Genomic DNA, 21,521 nt, shown 5'->3' on the forward strand with positions numbered 1-21,521 from the left:
ATGCCGCGCTGGCGGTTAACTTTAAGTTACAAAACCTCCCACGAAATTGAGCTATACAGACGGAGCGCCGAATAGTGGCTATCTGCTGCCTTCGCCTGCCTGCCAATAACAATAAAAGAAAAGGGAGACTTCTTTGTGAAGAGCTTGCTCTATCCCGCTGTCGCGCTGATGAACCGCCTGAGCTTCGGCATGAAGTTCAGCCTGATCAGCGTGCTGTTCTTTCTACCCATGCTGGTGACCAACTTCTATCTGGTGCGCGACTCCTACCGCGAATTCCAGGGCACCCGGGTCGAACTGCAAAGCCTCGACCTGCTGGGCAGCAGCCTGGCCCTGCGCCGAGACCTGGAAACCCTCAATAACCTGGTGCAGATCAACGCCAGCCTCGGTCAGTCCGGCAAGGCAGGGGACCTGGAAGGCAAGATCGTGGCTCTGGAGAAATCCGTGCTGGAACGCCTGCAGGCCTTGCAGGCGGTGACCACGGACCCACAGCAGGTGGAAGTCTTCAACGCCAAGCGCGATGAACTGATTGCCGCCTTCAAGACCCAGCAAGTGGAAAGCTCGCTGCTGAACAAAAGCGGCCTGATCGGCAAGTTGCTGGGCAGCGCGCAGTTGTTCAGCCAGATCATCGCCAGCCAGTCGGGCCTGAGTCGCGATGGCCAGGGTGACATTCGCCAGCTCAGCGAGCTGATCACCAGCGTCACCCCGCAGGTTACCCAGCTCCTCGGTGAAGGCCGGGCCATGGGCGCCTACTCCCTGGGCCAGGGGTTCCTCAATTCCTCGTCCAGCACGCGTTTCGACGAATTGCTGGTGCAAATCGAAAAGCTCCAGGCCGAATACGGGCTCAAGTTGCAGGATGCCCTGGGGGCCAGCCGCGCTGCCCACGATGCTCTCGACACGCTGGCCACGACCAGCAAGGGCAGCCTCAAGCAGGCCAGCGAGCTGTTCGAGGAGCAGGTGGTGATGGCCGATACCCTGGATGCGCCCTGGCAGGCCTTCTACGACCAGGTCAGCGGGCTGATGGCGCAGACTTACCAGCTCAATGAAGGCACCTTGAAATTCCTGGATGTCGAGTTGCAAAAGCGCCTGGAGCAGAATCGTCGCCACATGGTGCTGCTGGTGGCGGCCCTGGCCCTGGTGTTTCTCTCCATCGTCTACCTGTACGGCGGTTTCTACGCTTCCACCCGCACCACTCTGCGGCGCCTGGGGGTGATGATGGACAAGGTAGCGGCGGGGGACATGACCGTCAGCTTCACCGCCCACAGCCGCGACGAACTGGGGGAACTGGGCAGTGTGTTCAACGGCACCGTGCTGAAAATCCACGACCTGATCGAGCGGGTTGGCCACACCGTCAGTGAGGTGGAACGCCAGGCCGGGCAAGTGCAGAGTGTATCGGCCCAGAGCAATCAGGCCGTGGCTGGCCAGCGCACCCAGATCGAGCAAGTGGCCACGGCGATGAACCAGATGTCCGCCACCTCCCAGGAAGTGGCTCGCAGCGCCGCGGCGGCGGTCAGCAGCGCCCACAGCGTGAATGACGAAACCATCAGCGGCCGCGGGCTGGTGGAATCCCAGCAGGGCAGCATCGCCCGGCTGGCCAGCGAGATCGACCAGTCGGTGCTGGTGATCAACCAGCTGGCCAGCGACAGCCAGTCCATCAGCCGGGTCCTGGAGGTGATCAAGAGCATCGCCGAGCAGACCAACCTGCTGGCCCTCAACGCGGCCATCGAGGCGGCGCGCGCCGGTGAGCAGGGGCGGGGCTTTGCGGTGGTGGCCGATGAAGTGCGGACCCTGGCCAAACGCACCCAGCAGTCCACCGAGGAGATCGAGGACATGATCGGCAAGCTCCACGGTGGCGTCAGCGCGGCGGTCAAGGCCATGGGCAGCAGCCACGCCATGGCCAACGGTACGGTGGACCAGTCGGAAAAGGTCCAGCAGGCGTTGGAAAATATCCTTGGGGCGGTAGGCATGATCGTCGATCAGAACCAGCAAATCGCCGCGGCCGTGGAGCAGCAGACCGCGGTGGCCCACGACATCGACCAGAACATCGTCGAGATCAATCGTGCCGGTGAGCGCACTGCCGAGGGCGCGCACCAGACCGAAGATGCCAGCCGGCAGTTGTCGGCCCAGGTGGTGCAACTGAAGCAATTGATCGGCGCTTTCCGCGTCTGAGCAACGTGCACCGGCTCTCGGCGAGGCCCCGGAAACCAGGGGCTTCGCTGCTTTGCATACAATCGGTAGTAAATGAATGCTTTGTTTGTCGCGTGTTTCCTGTTTTCCTGCGCGTCTGATTTTTCAGCCCCGGTGATCCCGCAGGCTGTTCGACCAGTTGGCCATGTGCCTTGCATGGCCCTGAGGAAATACGTTGATGACTGCCACTTCTGGAATCCAGGGCCGTTGCGCCCATTGCCAGACCCTCCTTGAACTCGAACCCTGGCAACTCAATGCCATGGCGTTGCAGGAAGCCTTCAACTGCAACCATTGCCACAAACCGCTGAAGCTCAATTGCCCCGAACAGATCAAGCGCCTCAGGTCTCTGGGTTCGCTGGCCACCCTGCGCGCGACCATGATCGTGCTCTGTGCCACGGTGATATTGGTGACGCTGGTGCTGGAGTGGGTCGGGCTGGTAAGCCTGGCTCAGCAACTGAGCGTTTCGGCATTGATGCTGGTGAGCTACCTGTTGGTGATGATGGCTGCCCGCCGGCGCCAGCGCCGACCGTTGCAGCTACAGGCCGGCTGAAGACCAGCCGAACAGTTCGCAGGCGTTGCGGGTGCTGGCGCTGGCCAGTTGCTCGGAGGTGATGCCGATGATCTCTGCCAGGGCGGCGCAGATGGCCGGCAAATGCTGCGGGCTGTTGCGCTGGCCGGGAAACATGGCAGGCGCCATGTCCGGCGAGTCGGTTTCCAGCACCAGGGCGTGCAGCGGCAGCTCGGCGATCACCTTGCGCAGGCGCAGGGCCTGGGGCCAGGTCGCGGCGCCCCCCAGACCCAGCTTGAACCCCAGCTTGAGGTATTCCCGGGCTTCCTCGCGGCTGCCGGCGAAGGCGTGGATAATGCCGCCACGCTTGAGCTTGAAGCGCTTCAGGCTGGCGATCACCGCCGCGTGGCTGCGCCGGACATGAAGCAGGGCGGGCAACTGGAAATCTGCCGCCAGCTGCAATTGCGCTTCGAAGAGTGCCTGTTGGCGCTCGCGATCCAGGTGCGCAAGAAAGTAGTCCAGGCCGATCTCGCCCACCGCGCACACTTGCGGGTGCCCTGCCAGCCGGGTCAGCCAGTCACCCAGTTGCTGGAGATGTTCCGGGCGGTGATCGTCCAGGTACACCGGGTGCAGGCCAAAGGCCGCGTATAACCTGGCATCGTTCTGCACCAGGTCCCAGACCCGCTGCCAATTGGCCTGATAGACCCCCAGCACCACCATTCGCGAGACTCCCCGGGCGCGGCTGTCCGCCAGCAGCGCCTCACGGTCGTCGTCGAAATCCGGAAAATCCAGATGGGTGTGGCTGTCGATCAGCTCCACGGTTCAGCCCTGTTGGATACGCTGTTTGAAGGTCCGCGCGATGGCCTGAACGCCAGGCTGGTAATGCGCTTCTTCAATCGCCGCCAGGGCCAGTTGCAGGGCTTTTTCGGCGATCAGTTGATGCTGCTGGGCCATGGCATTGACCGGCAGCGGCAGGAAATCCAGCAACTGGGTGTCGCCAAAGGTGCCCAGGCGCAGTGGCCGGGATTTCAGCGGGAAGTCGTGCAAGGCATCGAATACCCCTTGCAGCAGGACATAGGAGGTGGTCACCAGGGCGTCTGGCAGATGGCCCAGGCGCTGCAGCAATTCCTCCATCAGCTGGCGGCCGCAATCGCGACTGAAGGCTTCGCCGTGCTCGATCAGCACCTCGCCGCCGAAACCCTCGAGGGCCTGGCGGAAACCGGCGGCACGCTCCTGGCTGATGCTCAGTTCCGGGCGCGCGCCGATCAGCACGATCTGCTTGGGCTCAGGCTCAAGCAGGCTCTGGGTCAGGTGCAGGCTGGCTTGCAGGTCATCGCTGATCACCGAGCAGAACAGCTCGGGCGGCATCACCCGGTCGATGGCGATGATCGGCAGGCCCTGGGCCTGCAACTGCTGGTAGCTGTCGTCTTCCGGCGGCAGGCAGCTGGCGACGAATAGCGCGTCGCAACGCCGGGCGCGGAACAGCTGGAGCAATTGTCGCTCGCTGTCCGGAGCGTCGTCGGAACTGGCGATCAGCAGCTGATACCCTCGGGCCCGGGCGCCTTGCTCCAGCAGCTTGGCGATGCGTGCGTAGCTGGGGTTCTCCAGGTCCGGGAGAATGAAACCCAAGGTACGGGTGTGCCGGCTGCGCAAGCCGGCCGCCTGGGGGTTGGGCGTAAAGCCGTGTTCTTCCACCACCGCCCGCACCCGTTCCACGGTGGCGTTGCTGATGCGTTGTTGTTCGGCCTTGCCGTTGATGACGTAACTGGCGGTGGTCACAGACACACCGGCCAGGCGAGCGATATCACTGAGTTTCAACCCGGGATTTCCTTGTTTTTGGTGCTTGCCCCGATATTTTCGCCAATCCTACCTGATCTGGGCAGGCGACCAACGTCGGAACCGGCAATCGACCAGAAGGACTTCAAGCGCTCGAGATTATGGAGTAACGTACCAAACTTGCTAGATTAAACGTTTCAGCAAGCGTATTTTCTAGGCCCAAGCCCGAACGGAAAACGCCCCTGCCAGGCACCGAGTCCCGTTTGTGGCAGTAAAGACGCCTACGCTGCTTACTTAAAACAATACCTAGCGCCGCCCCCTGCCGCGCTAAATAGGAGAAGCCATGCTCGAGCTCACTGTAGAGCAGATATCCATGGGCCAGTCGGCTGTGGATAAGTCCGCGGCGCTGCACTTGCTGGCCGACAAACTGGTGGCGGACGGCCTGGTGGCCGAGGGTTACCTGGCTGGTCTCCAGGCCCGCGAAGCCCAGGGCTCGACCTTTCTTGGCCAAGGCATCGCCATTCCCCACGGCACCCCGGAAACCCGCGACCAGGTCTTTGCCACCGGCGTGCGCCTGCTGCAGTTTCCCGACGGCGTGGATTGGGGCGACGGGCAGATCGTCTACCTGGCCATCGGCATCGCGGCCAAATCCGACGAGCACTTGCGACTCCTGCAACTCCTGACCCGCGCCCTGGGTGAAACCGACCTGGGCCAGGCCCTGCGTCGCGCCAGCTCCCCCCAGGCCCTGCTCAAGCTGTTGCAGGGCGCACCCCAGGAACTGGCGCTGGACGCACAGATGATCGGCCTCGGTGTGGCGGCGGAAGATTTCGAAGAGCTGGTCTGGCGCGGCGCTCGCCTGCTGCGCCAGGCCGAGTGCGTGAGCAACGGCTTTGCCGCGGTGCTGCAACAGGTGGAGGCGCTGCCCCTGGGTGACGGCCTGTGGTGGCTGCATAGCGAGCAGACCGTGCTGCGCCCGGGGCTGGCGTTCGTCACCCCGGACAAGCCCATCCGCTACCTGGGCCAGCCCCTCAGTGGCCTGTTCTGCCTGGCCAGCCTGGGGGAAGCCCACCAGGCCCTGCTGGAGCGCCTGTGTGCGCTGCTGATCGAAGGCCGTGGCCAGGAATTGGGCCGCGCCACCAGCAGCCGCGCGGTGCTGGAAGTGCTCGGCGGTGAGTTGCCGGCGGACTGGCCCAGCGCCCGTATCGCCCTGGCCAACGCCCACGGCCTGCATGCGCGCCCGGCCAAGGTGCTGGCGCAACTGGCAAAAAACTTTGAAGGCGAGATCCGCATCCGCATCGTCGATGGCAAGGATTCTGCGGTCTCGGTCAAAAGCCTGAGCAAGCTGCTGAGCCTCGGGGCCCGACGTGGCCAGGTACTGGAACTGATCGCTGAACCCAGCATTGCCGCCGATGCCTTGCCCGCGTTACTGGCAGCCATCGAAGAGGGCCTGGGCGAAGAGGTCGAGCCATTGCCGGCTGTCAGCACGCCTCGGCAAGCGCCACAAGAGGTCGTCGAGCCGCTCAGCGCCCCGGCCTCCGGCAGCCTGATCCAGGCCATCGCCGCTGCGCCCGGCATCGCCATCGGCCCGGCCCATATCCAGGTCCAGCAAAGTATCGATTACCCACTGCGGGGCGAGTCCACCGCCATCGAGCGCCAGCGCTTGCAGCAGGCCCTGGCCGAGGTCCGCGAGGACATCCAGGGGCTGATCCAGCGCAGCCAGGCCAAGGCCATCCGCGAAATCTTCATCACCCATCAGGAAATGCTAGACGACCCCGAACTGAGCGATGAAGTGGACACCCGCCTCAAGCAGGGCGAAAGCGCCGAAGCGGCGTGGATGACCGTGATCGAAAGCGCCGCCAAACAGCAGGAAGCCCTGCAGGACGCCTTGCTCGCCGAGCGCGCCGCCGACCTGCGGGACATCGGCCGCCGGGTGCTGGCGCAACTGTGCGGCATTGAAACCCCGGCCGAGCCGGACCAGCCCTACATCCTGGTGATGGACGAAGTCGGTCCCTCGGACGTCGCACGCCTCGATCCGACCCGGGTCGCCGGCATTCTCACCGCCCGCGGCGGCGCCACCGCCCACAGCGCCATCGTCGCCCGGGCCCTGGGGATTCCGGCCCTGGTGGGCGCGGGGGCCAGCGTGCTGCTGATCAAGTCCGGCACGTCCTTGCTGCTGGACGGCCAGCGCGGTCGCCTGCATGTCGACGCCGATAGCCACACCCTGCAGCGGGCCGCCGAGGAGCGCGACAACCGCGAGCAACGGCTCAAGGCGGCCGCCGAACAACGCCATCAACTGGCCCATACCGCCGATGGTCACGCGGTCGAGGTGTTCGCCAATATCGGTGAAAGCGCCGGTGTCGCCGCCGCCGTGGAAAACGGCGCCGAGGGCATCGGCCTGCTGCGCACCGAACTGATCTTCATGGCCCATCCCCAGGCCCCGGACGAAGCCACCCAGGAAGCCGAATACCGCCGTGTACTCGACGGCCTCGCCGGGCGTCCGCTGGTGGTGCGCACCCTGGATGTGGGCGGCGACAAACCGCTGCCTTACTGGCCCATCGCCAAGGAAGAAAACCCCTTCCTCGGCGTGCGCGGCATCCGCCTGACCCTGCAACGGCCACTGATCATGGAAGCGCAATTGCGCGCCTTGCTGCGCTCGGCGGACAACCGCCCGCTGCGGATCATGTTCCCCATGGTCGGCAGCGTCGAAGAGTGGCGCCAGGCCCGGGACATGACCGAGCGCCTGCGCCGGGAAATCCCCGTGGCCGACCTGCAACTGGGGATCATGATCGAAGTGCCGTCCGCCGCCCTGCTGGCGCCGGTGCTGGCCAAGGAAGTGGACTTCTTCAGCATCGGCACCAACGACCTGACCCAGTACACCCTGGCCATCGATCGTGGCCACCCGACCCTTTCCGCCCAGGCCGATGGCCTGCACCCGGCAGTGTTGCAACTGATCAACATCACCGTGCGTGCCGCCCACGCCCACGGCAAGTGGGTCGGGGTCTGCGGCGAGCTGGCGGCCGACCCGCTGGCGGTGCCGGTGCTGGTGGGCCTGGGGGTGGATGAACTCAGCGTCTCCGGACGCAGCATCGCCGAGGTCAAGGCGCGGATCCGCGAACTGCGCCTGGCCCAGGCACAAACCCTTGCTCAACAGGCCCTGGCCGTCGGCAGCGCCAACGAAGTGCGCGCCCTAGTGGAGGCCATGTAATGGCGAAGATTCTTACCCTGACCCTCAACCCGGCGCTGGACCTGACGGTGCAGCTGGCGCGCCTGGACACAGGGCAGGTCAACCGCAGCGACGCCATGTACACCCACGCCGCCGGCAAGGGCGTGAATGTGGCCCAGGTGCTGGCTGACCTCGGCCATCAACTGACCGTCAGCGGCTTTCTCGGGGAAAACAATCCACAGGCGTTTGACGCGTTGTTTGCCCAGCGCGGGTTTGTCGACGCCTTTATCCGTGTGCCCGGGGACACCCGCAGCAACATCAAGCTGGCCGAAAGCGACGGGCGCATTACCGACATCAACGGCCCTGGGCCCGAGGTCAGTGAAGCCGCGCAACAGGCCCTGCTTGAACGCCTGGAACAGATCGCTCCCGGGCATGACGCGGTGGTGGTGGCCGGCAGCCTGCCGCGCGGGGTCAGCCCCGAATGGTTCCAGGCCCTGCTGCTGCGTTTGAAAAACCTCGGTCTTAAAGTCGCCCTCGACACCAGCGGCGCCGCCTTGCGCGCCGGCCTGGCGGCAGGCCCCTGGCTGGTCAAGCCCAACACCGAAGAGCTGGCGGACGCCTTGGGCAGCCCGGTGGTTTCAGTGGCCGGGCAGGCCGAGGCTGCGCGCCAGTTGCACGCCCAGGGCGTCGAGCATGTGGTGATTTCCCACGGCGCCGAGGGGGTCAACTGGTTCAGCGCCGCGCCGTCCCTGCAAGCCTTGCCGCCCAAGGTCCGCGTGGTCAGCACCGTAGGCGCCGGCGACTCGCTGCTGGCGGGCATGCTCCACGGCCTGCTCAGCGCCCAGCCGTTTGAACAGACCCTGCGCACCGCCACGGCGATTGCCGCCATGGCCGTGACCCAGATCGGTTTCGGCATCAGCGACAGGGTGCAACTGGCCCGGCTGGAGCAGGGGGTGCGCGTGCATCCCCTCCTAGAACAATAAGAGGGTTGCCCATGAAGTTAGCCATAGTTACCGCCTGCCCCAACGGCATGGTCACCAGCGTGCTCTGCGCCCGCCTGCTGGACGCCGCGGCGCAGCGCCAGGGCTGGAGCACCAGCGTCGAAGTGCACGATGAAACGCACCCGGAACGCCAACTCTCGGCGGCCACCATTGAGGCCGCCGAGTGGGTGCTGGTGGTCAGCACCGGGCCTGTGGATATGTCGCGTTTTGTCGGCAAGCGGGTGTACCGCAGCAGCCCGTCCCAGGCCCTGCAGGATGTCGATGCAGTGCTGCGTCGCGGCGCTGAAGAGGCCCAGGTCCATGTCGCCACCGAGGCCAGTGCCGAGCCGGTGCTCGAAACAGGCAAACGCGCCCCGCGGCTGGTAGCGATCACTGCCTGCCCGACTGGCGTGGCTCACACCTTCATGGCCGCCGAGGCCCTGCAGCAAACCGCCAAGCGCCTGGGCTACGACCTGCAAGTGGAAACCCAGGGCTCGGTGGGCGCGCGCAATCCGCTGAGCGCCCAAGCCATTGCCGAGGCCGACGTGGTGCTGCTGGCGGCGGACATCGAAGTGCCCACCGAGCGTTTTGCCGGCAAGCGCATTTATCGCTGCGGCACCGGCGTGGCCCTGAAACAGTCCGAGGCGACCCTGAACAAGGCCCTGGCCGAGGGCCGGCTGGAGTCCTCCACAGCAGGCGCCCAGACACCGGCCAAACAGGAAAAGACCGGGGTCTACAAACACCTGCTGACCGGGGTGTCGTTCATGCTGCCGATGGTGGTGGCGGGCGGTTTGATGATTGCCCTGTCCTTCGTCTTCGGCATCACCGCCTTCAAGGAGGAGGGCACCCTGGCCGCGGCCTTGATGCAGATCGGCGGCGAGACCGCCTTCAAGCTGATGGTGCCGCTGCTGGCGGGTTACATCGCCTACTCCATCGCCGACCGCCCAGGCCTGGCGCCGGGAATGATCGGTGGCATGCTCGCCAGCACCCTGGGTGCGGGTTTTATCGGCGGCATCGTCGCCGGCTTCCTCGCCGGTTATGCGGCCAAGGCGATCAATAAATATGCGCGCTTGCCGCAAAGCCTGGAGGCGCTGAAACCTATCCTGATCATCCCGCTGCTGGCCAGCCTGTTCACCGGGCTGGTGATGATCTACGTGGTGGGCAAACCCGTGGCGGGCATGCTCGAAGCCCTGACCCACTTCCTCGACAGCATGGGTACCACCAACGCGATTCTGCTGGGAGTACTGCTTGGCGGCATGATGTGCGTCGACCTGGGCGGGCCGATCAACAAGGCGGCCTATGCGTTCTCGGTAGGGCTGCTGGCGTCCCAGAGCTATGCACCGATGGCCGCGACCATGGCGGCGGGCATGGTACCGCCCATTGGCCTGGGCATTGCTACCTTCATTGCCCGACGCAAATTTGCCCAGACCGAACGCGAAGCCGGCAAGGCCGCCCTGGTATTGGGTCTGTGCTTTATCTCCGAAGGCGCAATCCCGTTTGCCGCCAAGGACCCGTTGCGAGTGATCCCGGCGAGCATCGCCGGCGGCGCCCTGACCGGGGCTTTGTCGATGTACTTCGGCTGCAAACTGATGGCGCCCCACGGCGGCCTGTTCGTCATGCTGATCCCGAATGCCATCAACCACGCCCTGCTGTACCTGCTGGCGATTGTCGCGGGCAGCCTGCTGACGGCGGTGGTCTATGCGCTGGTGAAACGACCAGAGACCGTCGAACTGGCCCTGGAACCGGCCAAGGCGGCCTGACCTCCACGGCACATCCGTTGCGGCGCAATCCCGCAACGGCACCCGTTGTAGCCGCTGCCGCAGGCTGCGAACGCTCTGGGCGGCAGTCCGTCGCAGGAGACGCAGCGATTCCAAACCTGCCCGAGGTTCGTCGGGAAATCGCCAAGCAAGGCCCTTCGGTCCTTTTCGCAGCTTCGCAGGCTCAGCAGCGGCTACAGGGATTACCTGGCTTCGTGTAGCCGCTGCCGCAGGTTGAGAACGACCTATCTGCATTACGGCCTTCAGCTCCTTGTCACACCCCCTTCATCCCCACTGTCTAAGGTGTGCTTTTTGACCATTGTCAGGGAGTCACCATGAGCGAGTTCAACCTCGGCCGTCGTCGGATCATGCAAATCGCCGGGGCGGGGCTGTTGATGCCGAGCCTGGCGCCCGCGGTGATCGCTTCGGTCAAGGATCGGCCGCAGCTCACCGACGGGGTGCAGTCCGGGGATCTGCTGGGGGATAAGGCGATGATCTGGAGCCGCAGCGATCGTCCGGCGCGGATGGTGGTGGAGTGGGACACGCGAAGCATGTTCAGCAACCCCCGGCGCTCTGTTTCGCCCCTGGCCGATGCCCGCACCGACTTCACGGCGCGGGTGGAGTTGACCGGGCTGCCGGCCAATCAGGCGATCTTCTATCGGGTGACCTTCGAGGATGCCCAGTCCGGCGCGGCCAGCGAGCCCTGGTTCGGCCATTTGCGCAGTGCGCCTTCGCAACGCCGGGACATCCGTTTTGTCTGGAGCGGCGACACGGTAGGGCAGGGCTTCGGCATCAACCCGGATATCGGCGGCATGCGCATCTACGAGGCAATGCGCCTGCGCCTGCCGGACTTCTTTATCCACAGCGGCGACACCATCTACGCCGACGGCCCGGTGCCGGCGCAGTTGACCGTGGAAGACGGGCGCATCTGGCGCAACCTCACCACCGAGGCCAAGAGCAAAGTGGCCGAGACCCTCGACGAATACCGGGGCAACTACCGCTACAACCTGATGGACGAAAACCTGCGCCGCTTCAACGCCGAGGTGCCGCAGATCTGGCAGTGGGACGACCATGAGGTGGTCAATAACTGGTCGCCGAGCAAGCAGCTGGACGAACGTTACGTGGTCAAGGACATCCAGACCCTGGTGGGCCGCGCGCGCCAGGCCTGGCTGGAGTATTCGCCCATGCGCCGGCAGAGCGCCGATGGCGGCGGGCGCATCTATCGCAAGCTCAGCTATGGGCCGTTGCTGGATGTGTTCGTGCTGGACATGCGCAGCTATCGCGGCCCCAACGATGACAACCTCGGCGGCGAGAAACCTTTCCTCGGCCGCGAGCAACTGGATTGGCTGAAGCGTGAGCTCAAGGACTCCTCGGCCCAGTGGAAAGTGGTGGCGGCGGACATGCCCATTGGCCTGGGCGTGCCCGATGGCGAAGTCAGCCCCGGGGTGGCGCGCTGGGAAGCGATCGCCAACGGCGACCCGGGCTCGGCCCAGGGCCGCGAGCTGGAGATTGCGGAGCTGCTGGCGTATTTGCGCAAGCATCAGGTGCGCAACCATGTGTGGCTGACGGCGGACGTGCACTATTGCGCGGCCCACCACTACCACCCGGATCGGGCGGCGTTCCAGGATTTCGAGCCGTTCTGGGAGTTTGTCGCCGGCCCCCTGAACGCCGGGAGTTTTGGGCCCAATGTGCTGGACAAGACCTTCGGCCCGGAAGTGGTGTTCCAGAAGGCGCCGCCAGCGCAGAACACTTCACCCTTTGCCGGCTTCCAGTTCTTTGGCGAAGTGCAGATCGATGGGCAAACGGCGGAGCTGAAGGTGATCCTGCGGGACCTGGATGGCGTGGCGGTGTACGAGCACAACCTGCAACCGGCGTAACCATCCCCGCCAACGCCCCGTCCCGTAGGAGCCGGCTTGCCGGCGAAGAGGCCCTTGAGCCTTGCGCTGTTCTGAAGGGCGCCTTCGCTGGCAAGCCAGCTCCTACGGAGGGTGCGGCACGATTGATGTAGGAGCCGGCTTGCCGGCGAAGCGTCTGACGCCTCAGTAAACGTCGCGGCGGTAGCGGCCCTCTTCGATCAGGCGTTCGACGTGGTCTGCTCCCAGCAGTTCGTTGAGTACCTGGTCCACTCCCGACGCCATGCCCTGCAAGCTGCCGCAGATGTAGATCGCGGCGCCATCGTCCAGCCATTTTTTCAGCTCGTCCGCCGCCTGGCGCAGGCGGTCCTGGACGTAGATCTTCTCGGCCTGGTCCCGGGAGAACGCCAGGTCCAGGCGGCTCAGGTCGCCCCGGGTGCGCCATTCCTGCAGTTCATCCTTGAAGTAGAAATCATGCTCGGCATTGCGCTCGCCAAAGATCAGCCAGTTGCGTTGCTGGCCCTCGGCGATGCGGGCCTTGAGCAGGCTGCGCAAGCCCGCCAGCCCGGTGCCGTTGCCCAGCAGAATCAGCGGGCAAGGTTCGGCCGGCAGGTGGAAGCCGCTGTTGCGCCGCACCCGCAGGCTGATGCTCGAACCCACCGCAGCATGCTCAGTGAGCCAGCCGGAACCGATCCCCAGGCTGCCGTCGGCGTGGCGTTCCTGGCGTACCAGCAGCTCCAGGCAACCGTCGGCGGCAATCGAGGCGATGGAGTATTCGCGCATGCTCAGGGGCACCAGGGCATCCACCAGGGCCTGGGCGTGCAGGCCCACCAGGTGGGTGCGGTTTTCTGGTAGCTGGCGGCTGCCCAAGGCTTGTTCCAGGCTCTCTTCCAGGCCGTCGAGCTGGACCCTGGCCTCGCCGGAAAGCCCCAGGCCGTCGAGGAAGTATTCGACCAGCCACGGGCTGTTGCGCGGCATGACTTCCACCAGGTCGCCAGCCAGCCAGCTGCTGGCGCTGGGGGCCAGCAGTTGCAGCAGGTAGACCCCGGAGCCGCTGCTGTCGGGGTTGAGCAGGGTACGGCTCTTCAGGGTCCAGTTGTCGAAGGCCGGGGCCTGCCACAGGTCTACCGGGGCATGCCCGGTGAGTTGGCCCAGTTGCTGCTGCCAGTGGCGCAGGGCGTAGCTGTCGCCGCTGTCCACCTCGATGGGGGCGAACAGGGTGCTGCCGCCCTGGTTCGACAGCCAGTCGTGCAGACGTCGGGCAAAGCCGCAGAAGTGCTGGTACTGGCGGTCACCCAGGCCGAGCACGGCGTACTGCAAACCTGCGAGCGGCAGCTCGCGGCCCAGCAGTTTGCGTTCGAAGCCCCGCGCGCTGTCCGGGGCTTCACCGTCGCCGAAGGTGCTGACTACGAACAGCGCGCGTTGGGCGCTGCGCAGATCCTGCTCGCTGAGGCTGGCCAGCGACTGGACCCTGGCGCTGACCCCGGCAGCTTGCAATTGCCCGGCAGTCTGCCAGGCCAATTGTTCGGCAAAGCCGCTTTGGCTGGCGAAACCGATCAGCCACGCCGAGCCATCGTCGGCGGCGCTTTCCAGGCCTTGGCGAGCGTTCTTGATCTGGCGCTTTTTGCGGCGCCGGTCCAGGTACAGCAGCCAGCCGGTGACGAAGAACAGCGGCATGGTCAAGGAGGCCAGGGTCAGCAGGATGCGCCCCACCAGGCCGAAGTAGCTGCCCACGTGCAGTGCGTAGACGCTAGTGAGCAACTGCGACTTGAAGCTCTTGTCGGCGTAGCGATCATGACGGCTGATGACCCCGGTGGCGGGGTCCAGGGTCAGTTGGTTCAGCGCTCGATCGTGGGGCGAATCCTTCAGCAGGTAGAACACCGTCGCCGGCTGGCCGGCCACGGCGGGCATGCGGATGTTGTAGCCGCTGAGGTCCTTGCCGGCAGCGCTGTAGATACTGCTCCACATGGCATTGTAGTCCGCCACGGGGGCGGGGCCCTTGGGCGGTGGGCCGCCGCGACCACCTCGCTGGCGTTCACTGTGTGGCGCGTCGGAGAGCAGTTTGGTCAGGCCCTCTCTGTACCAATCGTAGGACCAGTACAGGCCGGTGAGGGCGAACAGCAGATAGAACAGCAGGCACCAGGTGCCGAACACCGCGTGCAGGTCCCAGTTGAAGCCGCGGCCTTTCTTGGCCCAGTCCAGGGTCAGCCACACGCGCCAGTTGCCGACCTGGCGCGGCCAGCGCAGGTACAGGCCGGACAGGCAGAAGAAGATCAGGATCAGGGTGCAGGCGCCGGTGATCTGGCGGCCGGTGTCGCCGATGGCCAGGAAGCGGTGCAGTTGCAGCATGAAGCCGAAGAAGTCCTGGCCGACGGCGTCGCCCATGAACTCGCCGGTATAGGGGTCGAAGTAGCGCATCTGGCCACGGCGTTCCCCCGGCGGCGGGGTGAAGAACACCCGCGCGGCGTTGCCGCTGTCGGTCTCGACCCAGAGCATGGACACCGTCTTGCCTTCGGCGGCCTGGATTTTTTCCACCAGTTCGGCGGGCGGCAGTACCCCGGCGGGGAGCTTGTCGACTTGCAGCACCGATGGATTGAGGGCGCGCAGGATTTCGTCCTGGAACGACACGGTCGCCCCGGTGATGCCCATCAGGGCCAGGATCAGCCCCGCGCTGATGCCGAAGAACCAGTGCAGCTGGAACAGGGTTTTCTTCAACACATCGACCGCCTTGTACGTCCAGAGAGGTGAAACACGGCGCGCATTATGCCGTGGGTTGTCGAGAAGCATTCTTTCTTACACGCAAAAGCCCCAGGCATTGAAATGCGCGGGGCTTGGCTGCCTGTGGCCGGGGCCACAGGAGGGGCTGCGTTGGATCAGAAGTGGAAGTTGGCACTCATCAGGGCGGTACGGCCGGCCGCCTGGTTGGCGAAGTGCGACGCGTAAGCCTTGTCGTAGTAGGTCTTGTCGGTCAGGTTCTGTACGTTCAACTGCAGGTCGACGTTCTTGGTCAGCTTGTAGCTGGCCATGGCGTCGTAGCGGGTGTAGGACGGTACGTACACGGTGTTGCCGGTGTCGCCGTAGACATCGTCGACGTAGAACGCACCGCCACCGACGGTGAGTTTCGAGGTGATGGCGTAGGTGCTCCACAGGCTGAAGCTGTTCTTCGGCGTGTTGGGCATTTCATTGCCTTTGGCCGAGGCCGCACCTGCGGTGATCACGCCGTTACGACCGGTCAAGCCTGGATCAACCAGCTCGCTCTTGAGGTAGCTGTAGCCAGCGAAGACTTGCCATTTGTCGGTGATCTTGCCGCTGGCGCCCAGTTCCAGGCCGTCGACACGGGATTCACCGGCGTTCTGGTAGGTCAGTGCGTCCACGAGGACTCGGGTGTTTTTCTTCTCGGTGCGAAATACCGCAGCGGTGAGGGACAGGCGGTCGTTGAGCACGTTCCACTTGGTCCCCAGTTCATAGTTGACCGTCTCTTCAGGTTGCAGGTCGCTGGTACTGGCGCCGGCAGCCAGGGGGTTGCCCTCGGCACCTTCACCCACCAGGGCGCCGGCCGGGGTGGCCGAGGTGGCGTAGGAGGCGTAGACACTGCCGTTGTCGGTCGGTTTCCAGACCAGGCCGGCCTGCCAGTTCCAGAACTGGCTGTCGTCTTTGAGCTTGCTTCTGGCCTTGACCGTGGCAGTGGGGACCGCGTTGGTGTTGGCAACGGTGTCGAAGGTGTCGTAGCGCAAGCCGACGTTCAGCAGCCATTGCGGGTCCAGCTCGATGGTGTCGAAGACGTAGGCGGCACGGCTGGTGGCCTTGGTGTTGGTGCCGTTGTAGTTGCGTGCAACGCTGCCGGTCCAGGCGTCGTCCGGGTTCGGATTGCCCAGCGAGGTGCAGCTGCCGCCGCTGTTGCCCACTTTGTTCGCGGTACAGGTCGGGTTGCTGTTGGGGCTGACGGTATAGCTGCTGACACGGGTTTCTTCGCCCGTGAACTCAAGTCCGGTGGAGTAATTGTGCTTGAAGCCCAGTGCGTGGAATTCGCCAAACAGATCGGTCTGGTTGGTGGTGGTTTCCGTGGTCGAGACGCGGCTGTTGGCGCGACGCCATACGGTGCCGTAGCGGTTGACGTTGAACTTGCTGTCGTCCGGCTGGGTGAGGACATAGTCCTGCCCGGTGCTGCCGTGACGCAGAGTGTTCTTGAGCGTCATGGTGTCGCTCAAGTCATGCTCGATGGAGAAGGTGCTGATGTCCGCGCGGGTCTTGCGGAAGTCACGGTCCTTCAGGCCGTAGAAGTTGTTGCTGTCACCGCCGTCGGTGGGCTTGTCGTGACCATGGGCCGTGGCGCTCGCCGAGCTGTAGCCGTAGGGAATGCCCGAATCCGGCAGGTCGTCGCTTTCCATGTGGTAGTAGCTGAGGTTGACCCGGGTCGGGGTGCCCAGGCCGAAGGTCAGCGATGGTGCCACGCCCCAGCGGTCGTAATTGACGGCGTCGCGGCCAGCCACATTCTGTTCGTGGCTCATCAGGTTCAGACGGAACGCGGCACCCTCGAGGAACTGCCGGTTGACGTCCAGGGTGTAGCGCCGGGTCTGGTCGGAACCGTAGGTGAATCCACCGTTGAGGAAGTCTTGCTGCTTGGGCATCTTGCTGGTCAGGTTCAGGCTGCCGCCCGCGGAACCACGTCCACCAAAGGCCGAGTTCGGACCTTTGCTCACTTCAATGGTTTCGATGTCGAAGATCTCGCGGCTCTGGCCACCGGTGTCACGCACACCGTCGAGATAGGTGTCGCCCTGGGCGTCGAAACCACGAATGAACGGACGGTCACCTTGAGGGTTGCCACCTTCGCCGGCACCGAAGGTGATGCCCGGTACCGTGCGCAGTGCATCTTGCAGGGAGGTAGCAGCGGTGTCCTTGAGGACTTGCTGCGGAACCACAGTGACCGAGCGCGGTGTATCCACCAGTGGCGCGGTGTATTTCTGCGAGGAAGCTTTTTCCACTTGATAAGAGGTGTTGTCCTGGGCCTCACCGGTAATGCTGGTGGCATCCAGGGCAATGGCTTTGCCCGAGGTCTTCTGGTTGGTGTCTTGCGCGGCCTGGACCATATGGCCCGCGGAGCCGGCGGTAATCGCCACGCCAATCGCAGACGCCAGCAGGCGTGGTGAACTGACAGCGGATGGTGGTTGTTGGCGTGACATGGTGATTCCCCTCCCCAAGGATTTGAGGCCGCGGAATATAGGGGAAAGAAACAATTGTTATCAATTGCGAAACATTACTATTCGCACTGAATTTACATTCTTTACAATTTATCCTTACGGTTTTTGCGTTCTCATTCGTCTGTCGGGTTTTACACAGTCAATAAGAATCAATATCATTGACGGCCTTTCGCTCTGCAGGTACCTGGCCATGTTGCTGCACATCCCTGGCGTGTTCACCCGTGACGAGGTCGGGCGCATCCGTGAAGCCCTGGAACAGGCGGACTGGGCGGACGGCAAGATCACCGCCGGTTACCAGTCGGCCAAGGCCAAGCACAACCTGCAATTGCCGGAAGGCCACCCGCTGGCCCAGGAGATCGGCGCGGCGATGCTCGATCGCCTGTGGCAGAACCCGCTGTTCATGTCCGCCGCCTTGCCGCACAAGGTGTTTCCGCCGCTGATCAACTGCTACACCGCCGGCGGCAGTTTCGATTTTCATATCGACAACGCGGTGCGCCAGCCCAAGGGCAGTCCGGAGCGGGTGCGTACGGACCTGTCGTCGACCCTGTTCTTCAGCGACCCCGAGGATTACGAAGGCGGCGAGCTGGAGATCCAGGACACCTTCGGCCTGCAGCGGGTCAAGCTGCCGGCGGGGGACATGGTGCTGTATCCAGGCACCAGCCTGCACAAGGTCAACCCGGTGACCCGGGGCGCTCGCTACGCCTCATTCTTCTGGACCCAGAGCCTGGTGCGCGAAGATAGCCAGCGCGCCTTGCTGTTCGAGATGGACGGCGCGATCCAGGAGCTGACCCGGGACGTGCCCGACCATCCTTCGCTGGTCCGCCTGACCGGCACCTACCACAACCTTTTGCGTCGCTGGGTCGAGGTGTAAGCCGTGACTTTTCAACTTCGTCGCGAGGAGCTCCTCGACGGCGCGCAACTGAGCGCCATGCTTGAGGAGAGCCCGGCCCGCGCCGCCCAGGCGGTGCTGGCCGCTGCTTCCGAGGGGCTGCTGGACGCCCAGGCGCTGCTGGGGCAGATCCTCCTCGACGGTCGCGGCATCCAGCAGGATCAACCCCTGGCGGTGCGCTGGTTCGAGATCGCCGCACAACGTGGGCACCTGATGGCGCGCAACATGCTCGGGCGCTGCCATGAGCACGGCTGGGGTTGCCCGGCGGATGCCGCCAGCGCGGCCGGGCACTATCGCCTGGCTGCCGAAGCGGGGCTGGACTGGGGGCTGTACAACTACGCCAACCTGTTGGCCACCGGTCGCGGCGTGGTGCAGAACCATGCCTTGGCCCTGGCCTGTTACCGTCGTGCGGCGGACCTTGGCCATGCCAAATCGATGAACCTGCTGGGGCGCTACCTGGAGGAGGGGCTGGTGTGCCAGGCCGACCTTGAAGCGGCGCGGGACTGGTACCGGCGCTCGGCCGAAGGCGGGGATTTTCGCGGGCAGTTCAGCCATGCGGCAGTGCTGGCCGATGCCGGGCGTATCGACGAAGCCGTGGCGTGGCTGCAACGGGCTCTGGCCGGTGGCAACCTGAATTTCCTCCGGGTGGCATGCGCCGCGCTGCTCAAGGCCACGCACCCCGAGATTCGCGACCTGGCCCAGGCCTATCAGCGGCGCGCAGCGCAATTGGGTGACGAACGGGATGGAGAGCGGCTTGCTGTGTTGTCTTAAATCACTATGATTCAAAGCTAATCGCTTTTAATCATTCTGATGCAGGTCTTGCCTCATGCCCGCGACAAAAGTACTGACCGCTCACATTCCCTTGGACCTGGCTGACAAGGTCGATCAACTTGCTTCTCGCCTGGAACGCTCCCGGGCCTGGGTCGTGAAGCAGGCGTTGGTGGCCTGGGTTGACCAGGAAGAAGAGCGCCGTCGACTGACGCTTGAGGCCTTGGCAGATGTCGATGCTGGAAGGGTTGTCGATCATCAGTCAGTGTTGGCTTGGGCGCAGAGTCTGTCTGGCGACAACCCTCTGCCCTTACCAAAATGAGACAGCTGAAATGGACGAGCAAGGCCCTATCCGATCTGGCTCGGCTTTTTGAGTTTCTCGCCCAGGCCAATCGTTCTACTGCTGCTCGGACCGTGCAATCGCTGGTGCAGGCTCCAGATGCTCTTCTATCTAACCCTCGATTGGGAGAGCAGTTGGAGGAATTCAAGCCGAGGGATGTTCGACGATTGCTGGTGGGGCATTACGAGATGCGTTATGAGATTCAAGGCATGGCCTTGTCCATCCTGCGTATTTGGCATGTCCGGGAAGATCGTTGAATCACTGAACCGCGCGCACAAAAAAGCCCATGACAAGTCATGGGCTTTTTCTTGCAGCTAGCTGCCGTCTTTAAACGTAGAAGGCCTTCAGCGGCGGGAAGCCGTTGAATTCCACCGCGCTGTAGCTGGTGGTGTAGGCGCCGGTGGACAGCCAGTACAGGCGGTCGCCGATGGCCAGGTTCAGTGGCAGGCCGTACTTGTAGTTCTCGTACATGATGTCGGCGCTGTCGCAGGTCGGGCCGGCGATCACCACTTCTTCCACTTCACCTTTCTTCTCGGTCCAGATCGGGAACTTGATGGACTCGTCCATGGTTTCGATCAGGCCGGAGAACTTGCCCACGTCGGTGTACACCCAGCGCTCGACGGCGGTGCGGGATTTGCGCGCCACCAGTACTACTTCGCTGACCAGGATGCCGGCGTTGGCGATCAGCGAACGGCCTGGCTCGAGGATGATTTCCGGCAGGTCGTCGCCGAAGTCTTCCTTGAGGAAGCGGATGATTTCCTCGGCATAGGTTTCCAGGCTGTTGGTGCGGGTGATGTAGTTGGCCGGGAAGCCGCCACCCATGTTGATCAGCTTCAGCTCGATACCGTCTTCTTCCTTGAGGCGCTCGAAGATCACCTTGACCTTGGCAATGGCGGCGTCCCAGACGCTGATGTCGCGCTGTTGCGAACCCACGTGGAACGACACACCGTAAGGCACCAGGCCCAGGTCGCGAGCGAGGATCAGCAGGTCCATGGCCATGTCGGTCTGGCAGCCGAACTTGCGCGACAGCGGCCAGTCGGCGGTGGTGGAGCCTTCGGTGAGAATGCGCACGTAGACTTTCGAACCCGGTGCGGCCTTGGCGATGTTGCGCAGGTCGGCCTCGGAGTCGGTGGCGTACAAGCGCACTCCCTTGTCATAGAAGTAGCGGATGTCCTTGGACTTCTTGATGGTGTTGCCGTAGCTGATGTTGGCCGGGTTGACGCCGCGGCCCAGCACCTTGTCCAGCTCGTAGATCGAAGCGATGTCGAAGCTGGAGCCTTTTTCGTGCAGCAGGTCGATGATCTCGACGGCCGGGTTGGCCTTGACCGCGTAGTAGACCTTGGCGAATTCGAAACCGGCGCGCAGGTCGTCGTAGGCCTGGGAGATCATCTGGGTGTCGATGACCACGAACGGGGTTTCTTGCTGGTCGGCGAAAGACTTCATTTTCTGAAAGGTTTCGCGCGCGAAATAGTCTTCGACGTTAATCGACATGCGTTGGGAACTCCTACTGGCAAACGTTGGTAATCAATGGGTTTAAGGACATGTCATTGATGACAGTGCCTTGTGAACGTCCTCCGTATCCCCACTTTGGTTCGCCTACTTCCCAAGGCATGTCGCCGAAAGCAAAAAGGCCATGGGAAATCTGCCCTTGGCCTTGCTGTCTCGTCGTCAGTACTTGAGCCGGATGGATCGTTTCCAGCATGGACGTTCGGCGCGAACTTTAGGCGGTGAGGGGGCTGAGATCAACAAAAAATGTCGCGTTTTTGCACTTGTCTGACGTGCGTTATCGACACCTCTCTTTGTAGCCGACACAGATGACGGACAGATGTTCCCGAAGAATTCTCGAGTGTTAAAAATACCTGCACGTTCGACGCTTTTGCGTGCCAAGTAGCTGGGAAGTATGAAAGCGTCAACATCGGCGACGTTAGCGGCGAGAGGGCGGTTTGAGGGGGATTTTGGCTGTTTCGGAGGAGGGCGCCGGACAGCTCTGACCGGGGCGGCTGTTGATATTTTTTTCCGGCGTGTGGGTGGGCCAAAAACACCTGGTGGCGAGGGCGCTTGCTCGCGCCGGATGCGCAGCAGCCCCATTCTTTTTGCAAAGAGGG

At 63.8% G+C, this 21,521-nt stretch carries 15 protein-coding genes and 1 pseudogene; 11 read left to right on the forward strand and 5 right to left on the reverse strand.

Features of this window, described 5'->3' with window-relative positions; genetic code table 11:
* Nucleotides 1-1,104: 1,104 nt before the first annotated feature.
* The 3 genes and pseudogenes from AC1RGE_RS11625 to AC1RGE_RS11635 all read left to right on the forward strand — a co-directional run.
* Nucleotides 1,105-1,308, forward strand: a pseudogene (locus AC1RGE_RS11625) (HAMP domain-containing protein); the annotation flags it as partial.
* Nucleotides 1,309-1,461: 153 nt separating this feature from the next.
* Nucleotides 1,462-2,166, forward strand: coding sequence for a methyl-accepting chemotaxis protein (locus tag AC1RGE_RS11630; RefSeq protein WP_404940408.1), 705 nt, complete (start codon nt 1,462-1,464; stop codon nt 2,164-2,166).
* Between the two features lie 196 nt (nt 2,167-2,362).
* Nucleotides 2,363-2,734, forward strand: a complete 372-nt coding sequence (locus AC1RGE_RS11635) for a hypothetical protein (protein ID WP_492584334.1) — start codon at nt 2,363-2,365, stop codon at nt 2,732-2,734.
* On the opposite strand, the gene AC1RGE_RS11640 is transcribed toward AC1RGE_RS11635, so the two are convergent.
* Entirely contained in the window at nt 2,720-3,511 is a 792-nt protein-coding gene (locus AC1RGE_RS11640) for a TatD family hydrolase (protein ID WP_103289872.1), read from the reverse strand. The two genes, AC1RGE_RS11635 and AC1RGE_RS11640, sit on opposite strands and share 15 nt — an antisense overlap.
* A gap of 3 nt (nt 3,512-3,514) precedes the next feature.
* Entirely contained in the window at nt 3,515-4,510 is a 996-nt protein-coding gene (gene cra, locus AC1RGE_RS11645) for a catabolite repressor/activator (RefSeq protein WP_011059214.1), read from the reverse strand.
* A gap of 301 nt (nt 4,511-4,811) precedes the next feature.
* On the opposite strand from cra, the gene ptsP reads away from it, so the two are divergent.
* The 4 genes from ptsP (at nt 4,812) to AC1RGE_RS11665 (ending at nt 12,245) form a co-directional block, all read left to right on the forward strand.
* Entirely contained in the window at nt 4,812-7,673 is a 2,862-nt protein-coding gene (ptsP, locus tag AC1RGE_RS11650) for a phosphoenolpyruvate--protein phosphotransferase (RefSeq protein ID WP_492584336.1), read from the forward strand.
* The gene (gene pfkB / locus AC1RGE_RS11655) at nt 7,673-8,614 is read left to right on the forward strand and encodes a 1-phosphofructokinase (protein ID WP_011059216.1); all 942 of its coding nucleotides are present in this window, start codon (nt 7,673-7,675) and stop codon (nt 8,612-8,614) included. The genes ptsP and pfkB overlap by 1 nt, the downstream gene beginning before the upstream one ends.
* A gap of 11 nt (nt 8,615-8,625) precedes the next feature.
* Complete coding sequence (locus AC1RGE_RS11660; RefSeq protein WP_019095651.1) at nt 8,626-10,371, forward strand: PTS fructose-like transporter subunit IIB; 1,746 nt, start codon at nt 8,626-8,628, stop codon at nt 10,369-10,371.
* Between the two features lie 332 nt (nt 10,372-10,703).
* Entirely contained in the window at nt 10,704-12,245 is a 1,542-nt protein-coding gene (locus tag AC1RGE_RS11665; RefSeq protein ID WP_077933342.1) for an alkaline phosphatase D family protein, read from the forward strand.
* 162 nt (nt 12,246-12,407) lie between these two features.
* Here AC1RGE_RS11665 and AC1RGE_RS11670 read toward each other — a convergent pair whose 3' ends face one another.
* Together AC1RGE_RS11670 and AC1RGE_RS11675 are read right to left on the reverse strand one after the other, a co-directional pair.
* The gene (locus tag AC1RGE_RS11670; protein ID WP_492584338.1) at nt 12,408-14,939 is read right to left on the reverse strand and encodes a PepSY domain-containing protein; all 2,532 of its coding nucleotides are present in this window, start codon (nt 14,937-14,939) and stop codon (nt 12,408-12,410) included.
* 155 nt (nt 14,940-15,094) lie between these two features.
* Entirely contained in the window at nt 15,095-17,401 is a 2,307-nt protein-coding gene (locus tag AC1RGE_RS11675) for a TonB-dependent receptor (RefSeq protein WP_072443001.1), read from the reverse strand.
* A gap of 208 nt (nt 17,402-17,609) precedes the next feature.
* Between AC1RGE_RS11675 and AC1RGE_RS11680 the strand changes: the two genes are divergently transcribed.
* From AC1RGE_RS11680 to AC1RGE_RS11695, 4 genes are read left to right on the forward strand one after another with little or no spacing between them, the layout of a single operon-like run.
* On the forward strand, nt 17,610-18,290 hold the full coding sequence (locus AC1RGE_RS11680) for a Fe2+-dependent dioxygenase (protein WP_011059221.1): 681 nt from the start codon (nt 17,610-17,612) through the stop codon (nt 18,288-18,290).
* A 3-nt stretch (nt 18,291-18,293) separates the two neighbouring features.
* The gene (locus tag AC1RGE_RS11685; RefSeq protein WP_065364618.1) at nt 18,294-19,079 is read left to right on the forward strand and encodes a tetratricopeptide repeat protein; all 786 of its coding nucleotides are present in this window, start codon (nt 18,294-18,296) and stop codon (nt 19,077-19,079) included.
* Between the two features lie 55 nt (nt 19,080-19,134).
* Nucleotides 19,135-19,398 (forward strand): CopG family ribbon-helix-helix protein, encoded by a 264-nt coding sequence (locus tag AC1RGE_RS11690; protein WP_047283908.1) that lies wholly within the window; start codon nt 19,135-19,137, stop codon nt 19,396-19,398.
* Nucleotides 19,395-19,673 (forward strand): type II toxin-antitoxin system RelE/ParE family toxin, encoded by a 279-nt coding sequence (locus AC1RGE_RS11695; protein WP_072443006.1) that lies wholly within the window; start codon nt 19,395-19,397, stop codon nt 19,671-19,673. Before AC1RGE_RS11690 ends, AC1RGE_RS11695 begins: the two co-directional genes overlap by 4 nt.
* Before the next feature lie 70 nt (nt 19,674-19,743).
* On the opposite strand, the gene AC1RGE_RS11700 is transcribed toward AC1RGE_RS11695, so the two are convergent.
* Nucleotides 19,744-20,907: a type III PLP-dependent enzyme gene (locus tag AC1RGE_RS11700; RefSeq protein WP_015634137.1), complete on the reverse strand. Its 1,164-nt coding sequence runs from the start codon at nt 20,905-20,907 to the stop codon at nt 19,744-19,746.
* Nucleotides 20,908-21,521: the final 614 nt, after the last annotated feature.

It is taken from the genome of Pseudomonas sp. GW823-FHT02C05, assembly GCF_058797595.1.